This is a genomic window from Kribbella albertanoniae (assembly GCF_004348455.1).
Lineage (GTDB): Bacteria > Actinomycetota > Actinomycetes > Propionibacteriales > Kribbellaceae > Kribbella > Kribbella albertanoniae.
The window spans coordinates 1-6356 of sequence record NZ_SMKA01000389.1 but is presented as its reverse complement, the minus strand read 5'-3'; the positions used below and the strand labels follow the sequence as shown (position 1 = coordinate 6356).

Genomic DNA, 6356 nt, shown 5'->3' with positions numbered 1-6356 from the left:
GTGTGAGGGTTCGGGCGGTGTTGGGGGTTTTGGGGTCTTGTGGGGTGCTGGTTTCGGTCAGCCAGACGATTGTGGTGCCGTTGTTGCCGGCGTTGGGTGGGATTACGGGGCGGTCGGCGGCTGATGTGAGTTGGGTGTTGACGGTGACGCTGCTGACGGGGGCGGTGTTCACGCCGTTGCTCGGGCGGGCCGGGGACATGTACGGCAAGCGGCGGGTGTTGTTGGTGGCGTTGAGCTCGATGGTGGTCGGGTCGCTGTTCTGTGCGTTGAGTTCGGAGTTGCCGGTGCTGATCGTCGGGCGGGCGTTCCAGGGGGCCGCGATCGCGGTGGTGCCGCTCGGGATCAGCATCTTGCGGGACGAACTGCCGCCGCGGCGGGTGATTCCGGCGATCGCGTTGATGAGTTCGACGCTGGGGGTCGGGGCTGCGTTCGGGATTCCGGCCGCGACGCTGGTGGTCGAGTACTGGAACTGGCACACGATGTTCTGGATCTGCGTCGGCCTCGGCGTGCTCGACATCGTTCTGGTGCTGCTGGTCGTGCCCGAATCCGTGGTGCGGACCAGCGGCCGCTTCGACGTACTCGGTGCGCTCGGGCTCGCGGCGTTCCTCGTCTGCCTGCTACTCGCGGTCTCGAAGGGCAGCACCTGGGGCACCGGCCCGACGATCGCGCTCGCCCTCGGCGCAATCGCCGTCGTACCGGTGTGGGGTTGGTATGAACTCAGAACCCTTAGCCCACTGGTTGATCTACGAGTCTCGGCTCGCCCAGCAGTCTTGTTCACGAACCTCTGTGCGCTCCTGATCGGCTTCGCCTTCTACGCCAACTCGTTGTCGACCGCGCAGCTTGTGCAGGAGCCGACGTGGACCGGATACGGGCTCGGGGCATCGATCGTGGTGAGCGGTCTGTGTCTGTTGCCGGGCGGTGTCGCGATGGTGTTGCTGTCGCCGCTCTCGGCGCGCATCTCGAACGCACGGGGTCCGCGGTTCTCACTGGCGATTGCGTCGGTGCTGATGGCTGCCGGGTACGTCGTTCGCCTGTTCACCAGTCATTCGATTGCCGGAATCGTGGTCGGGGCGACTGTGGTGTCGGCCGGTACGGCGATCGCGTATTCGGCACTCCCGGCGCTGATCGTGCATGCTGTGCCCGTGACCGAGACGGCGGCGGCCAACGGCCTCAACACCCTGATGCGCACGGTCGGGACCGCGATCTGCAGTGCGATCGTGGCCAGTGTGCTGACCACTGTGACCGTGTCGAACGGCGATCGCGTCGCCCCGGCCCTGTCGGCGTACCTGATCGTGTTTGTGATCGCCGGTCTGGCTGCGGCGGTCGCGGCCGGGCTGGTCGCGCTGATCCCGGGCCGCGAGCCGGGGCGTGCGTCGTGATCGACCCAGGCCGTACGGCGATCCTCCGGGCCGCCCGGCGTGCGTTCGCGCTGCAGCCGTACGCCGCGGTGACGTTGCGCGGGATCGCCAGCGAGGCGAACGTGAGCGCAGCTCTGATCGTGAAGCACTTCGGTAGCAAGGAAGCGCTCTTCGAACGGGTCGCGGATTTCAGCGAGGCCGCGGAGTTGCTGCTGGCCGCGCCGGATGCCGAGCTCGGTGCTCATGCCGTCCGGACCCTGGTCACTTATCGCCGTGATCACGGTCTGGATCTGCTGATCCGGGTGATCTTCGCGGCCGGTGGCGGTGACGAACGCGCCCTGATTCGCGAGCACTTCCGCGACCAGGTGACGCGTGCCTTCGCGAACCGTCTGACCGGCCCGGACGCCGACCTCCGGGCGGAGCTGATCACCGCCCAGTTGCTCGGCCTGAGCGCCGCTATGGCGATCGAGAAGACCGGCTCGGCCGCCACCGCGGACGCCGACGAAATTGTGAACCTCTACGCCCCCGCGATCCAGACGCTGATCCGCTAGCTCGAAATGTGAACTACCGTCTCGTACGCTGGACATCGAGGCCGTCATCCGGGAGTGGCGCCGCTAGCATGGTGCGACCGGCTCGAGAGGCGCTGCAACGGACGATTGGTCCGCCACGCTCGGGCGGGGCCTCAACTGTGGAGGCACTGTTGCAAGGGCGCCTCCGGAGCGAATCTGGAGGTGGCGCGACGGATGAGTAGTGAGACCCGGCTGAGGGAGCTCCTGTCCGAGCGGGTGGGGGTTCTCGACGGTGCGTGGGGGACCATGCTGCAGGGCGCGAAGCTGTCGCCCGCGGACTATCAGGGTGACCGTTTCCAGAGCCACACTCACGACCTCACGGGTGACCCCGACCTGCTGAACCTGACCCGGCAGGACGTCATCCTCGACGTCCACCGGCAGTATCTCGCGGCAGGCGCCGACATCACCACGACGAACACCTTCACCGCGACCAGCATCGGCCAGGCCGACTACGGCATGGAGGCCTACGTTCGCGAGATGAACGTGGAGGGCGCCCGGCTGGCCCGCAAGGCCGCCGACGAGTTCGGTGGCCGGTTCGTGGCCGGCTCGATCGGCCCGCTGAACGTGACCCTGTCGCTGTCACCGAAGGTCGAGGACCCGTCGTACCGGGCGGTGACGTTCGAGCAGGTCAAGGCGTCGTACGCCGAGCAGATCGCCGCGCTGGACGAGGGCGGCGTCGACCTGCTGCTGATCGAGACCATCTTCGACACGCTGAACTGCAAGGCCGCGATCGCCGCTGCGCAGGAGGTCGCGCCGCATCTGCCGCTGTGGATCTCGGTGACGATCGTCGACCTGAGCGGCCGGACGCTGTCCGGTCAGACCGTCGAGGCGTTCTGGAGTTCGGTCGAGCACGCGAAGCCGCTCGTCGTCGGGGTGAACTGTTCCCTCGGCGCGGCCGAGATGCGCCCGCACGTCGCCGACCTGGCACGCTTCTCCGACACCTTCGTCGCTTCACACCCGAACGCGGGTCTCCCGAACGCTTTCGGCGGGTACGACGAGACTCCCGATCAGACCGCGGGCATGCTGCACGAGTTCGCGGAGTCGGGCCTGGTCAACATCGTCGGCGGTTGTTGCGGGACGACACCGGCGCACATCGCCCAGATCGCGACCGCGGTCAAGGGCCTGCCGCCGCGGCCCGTCGTACCGAACGATCACACCACCAGGTTCTCCGGCCTGGAGCCGTTCAAGATCAGCGCTGACACGGGTTTCGTGATGATCGGTGAGCGGACCAACGTGACCGGATCGGCGCGGTTCCGCCGGCTGATCGAGGGCGACAACCACCAGGCCGCGGTCGACGTGGCGCTGGAGCAGGTCCGCGGTGGCGCGAACCTGCTGGACGTCAACATGGACGCCGACCTGCTGGACTCCGAGCAGGCGATGACCACGTTCCTGAACCTGATCGCGACCGAGCCCGAGGTGGCCCGGATCCCGATCATGATCGACAGCTCGAAGTGGACCGTGCTCGAGGCCGGCCTGAAATGCGTGCAGGGCAAGGGCGTGGTCAACTCGATCAGCCTGAAGGAGGGCGAGGAGGAGTTCCTCGACCGAGCGCGCAGGATCATGTCGTACGGCGCGGGTGCGGTCGTGATGGCCTTCGACGAGCAGGGGCAGGCGGACACCGTCGAGCGCAAGGTCTCGATCTGCGGCCGCGCGTACGACCTGCTGACCGGGATCGGTTTCCCGGCCGAGGACATCATCTTCGACCCGAACGTGCTGGCCGTCGCGACCGGTATGTCCGAGCACAACGGCTACGCGCTGAACTTCATCGAGGCGCTGCCGCTGATCAAGGAACGCTGTCCGGGCGTGCACATCAGTGGTGGTATCTCGAACCTGTCGTTCTCGTTCCGTGGCAACGACATCGTCCGCGAGGCGATGCACTCCTCATTCCTGTACCACGCGGGCAAGGTCGGCCTGGACATGGGAATCGTGAACGCCGGCCAGCTGGCGGTCTACGAGGACATCCCGAAGGACCTGCTGGAGCTGGTCGAGGACGTCATCTTCAATCGTCGCGAGGACGCGACCGACCGCCTGGTCAGCTTCGCCGAGAACGTGAAGGGCAAGGGCACCCAGCGCGAGGTCGACCTGAGCTGGCGCGAGGGCACGGTCGAGTCGCGGCTGTCGCACGCGCTCGTGCACGGGATCGTCGACTTCATCGAGGCCGACACCGAGGAGTGCCGGCAGAAGCTGCCGCGGCCGCTCGAGGTGATCGAGGGCCCGCTGATGGACGGGATGAAGGTGGTCGGCGATCTGTTCGGCGCCGGCAAGATGTTCCTTCCGCAGGTGGTGAAGAGCGCGCGCGTGATGAAGCGTTCGGTCGCCTACCTCGAGCCGTTCATGGAGGCGGAGAAGGAGCTGGCCCGGCAGGAGGGTCGCGCCGAGGCCGTCCGTGGCCAGGGCAAGGTCGTGCTGGCGACGGTCAAGGGCGATGTCCACGACATCGGCAAGAACATCGTCGGTGTGGTGCTGGGCTGCAACAACTACGAGGTGATCGACCTCGGTGTAATGGTGCCTGCGGCAAAGATTCTCGACACGGCTATTGCCGAAGGCGCCGATGCGGTCGGGCTGTCCGGTCTGATCACGCCGTCGCTGGACGAGATGGTTGCGGTGGCCAGTGAGATGCAGCGCCGCGGACTCAAGCTGCCGCTGCTGATCGGTGGCGCAACCACGTCGAAACAACACACCGCGGTTCGCATCGCTCCGGCGTACGAGAAGACCACCGTGCACGTGCTGGACGCGTCCCGGGTGGTCGGCGTGGTTTCGGATCTACTCGACGACGATCGGGCCGAAGCGCTTGCCGTCAGCAACGCTGCGGACCAGGAGCGGCTGCGCGAGCAGCACGCCAACAAGCAGCGCGCACCACTGCTGACCATTGAGCAGGCTCGCGCGAACTTCGAGCCTGTCGAGCACGGTACGCCGCCGGTGCCGACCTTCACGGGGTTGCGCCGGGTCGCGCCGAGTATCGAGACCCTGCGCGCGATGGTCGACTGGCAGTTCCTCTTCCTGGCTTGGGAATTGAAGGGGAAGTATCCGGCGATCCTGGATCAGCCGGTGGCGCGCGAGCTCTTCGACGACGCGAACACGTTGCTCGACGAGATCGTTGCCAACGGCTCCTTTACGGCTGAAGGTGCCTACGGTTTCTGGCCGGCGCACAGTGAGGGTGACGACATCCTGCTGGACGGTCTCGATGTCTCGTTCCCGATGCTGCGGCAGCAGACCGAGAAGCCGGCTGGTCGGCACAACCGGTGTCTGGCCGACTATGTCGCGCCTGCTGGTGACTACCTGGGCGGATTTGGGGTGGCGATTCACGGCGCCGAGCAGCTGGCGGCGACGTACGAGGAGAAGAACGACGACTACCGCGCGATCATGGTGAAGGCGTTGGCTGATCGGCTTGCCGAGGCGTTTGCCGAGTGGATCCACTTGGAGGCGCGGAAGGCGTGGTTCGAGCCGGATGCGGAGCCACTGCTGGAGGACCTGCACGCGGAGAAGTTCCGCGGGATCCGGCCGGCGCTCGGGTACCCGGCGAGCCCGGACCACAGCGAGAAGCAGGAACTCTTCGACCTGCTCGAGGCCGACAAGCTCGGCCTGGCCCTGACCGAGTCCTTCGCGATGACGCCGGCGGCCGCGGTCTCCGGCCTGATCTTCCAGAACCCGGCCGCCCGCTACTTCAGCGTCGGCCGCCTGGGCAAGGACCAGATCGAGGACTACGCCCGCCGCCGCGGCGAGACCGTCGAGGAAATCGAGCGCTGGCTCCGCCCGAACCTGGCCTACGAACCGAGCTAATCTGCTCGACATGACCGTGATTCTGCGCCCAGCCGTTGCTGCCGATTCCGACGCGATCGCGTCCATCTGGCACCTCGGCTGGGCCGACGGCCACCACGGTCATGTCCCCGAGGACCTGGTGGCCATCCGCACCAAGGAGTCCTTCTGGACCCGCGCCGCGGACCGCATCAGCGACGCGACGGTTGCAGTCGTGGGCGACGACATCGCCGGATTCGTGATGGTCGTCGACGACGAGGTCGAGCAGGTCTACGTCTCGCGGGACCACCGCGGCTCAGGCGTAGCAGCCACCCTGCTCACCGAGGCCGAACGGCAAGTGGCGGTCAACGGGCACGACGAGGCCTGGCTGGCGGTCGCGACTGGTAACGCGCGAGCGCGGCGGTTCTACGAGCGCTGCGGATGGACTGACGGTGGTCCCTTCGACTACCCAGCGTCAGTCGAGCGAGGCACTCTCCCGATCCCGTGCCATCGCTACGTCAAAGCCGTGACATCTGTCAGCTGAGTCGCAGCCCAGTTGGGTTTAGGTTGCTGAGGCAAGCCAAACTCGTTCTGGGAGAGGTCATCATGGGTATCCGCAGCTCGCGGCGGATGGTTGTCGTTGGTACGGCGGCGGTCGCGTTGACGTCGGTGGTGGGTGGGGTCGCGTATTCGG

General features: G+C 66.8%; 4 protein-coding genes. All 4 read left to right on the top strand.

Features of this window, described 5'->3' with window-relative positions:
- Positions 1-2: 2 nt before the first annotated feature.
- The 4 genes from E1261_RS42345 (at position 3) to E1261_RS42330 (ending at position 6206) form a co-directional block, all read left to right on the top strand.
- A complete protein-coding gene (locus E1261_RS42345; RefSeq protein WP_132415572.1) occupies positions 3-1379 on the top strand; it encodes an MFS transporter in 1377 nt (458 codons plus the stop codon).
- Positions 1376-1909, top strand: a complete 534-nt coding sequence (locus E1261_RS42340; protein ID WP_132415570.1) for a TetR/AcrR family transcriptional regulator — start codon at positions 1376-1378, stop codon at positions 1907-1909. The genes E1261_RS42345 and E1261_RS42340 overlap by 4 nt, the downstream gene beginning before the upstream one ends.
- A gap of 192 nt (positions 1910-2101) precedes the next feature.
- Entirely contained in the window at positions 2102-5707 is a 3606-nt protein-coding gene (metH, locus tag E1261_RS42335) for a methionine synthase (RefSeq protein WP_132415568.1), read from the top strand.
- Between the two features lie 10 nt (positions 5708-5717).
- Entirely contained in the window at positions 5718-6206 is a 489-nt protein-coding gene (locus E1261_RS42330) for a GNAT family N-acetyltransferase (RefSeq protein ID WP_132415566.1), read from the top strand.
- The last annotated feature ends 150 nt before the right edge of the window (positions 6207-6356 follow it).

Bases quoted from the DNA above. Each gene is read 5' to 3' on its own strand.
- metH (WP_132415568.1), top strand. From the start codon at position 2,102: ATGAGTAGTGAGACCCGGCTGAGGGAGCTCCTGTCCGAGCGGGTGGGG.
- E1261_RS42330 (WP_132415566.1), top strand. From the start codon at position 5,718: ATGACCGTGATTCTGCGCCCAGCCGTTGCTGCCGATTCCGACGCGATC.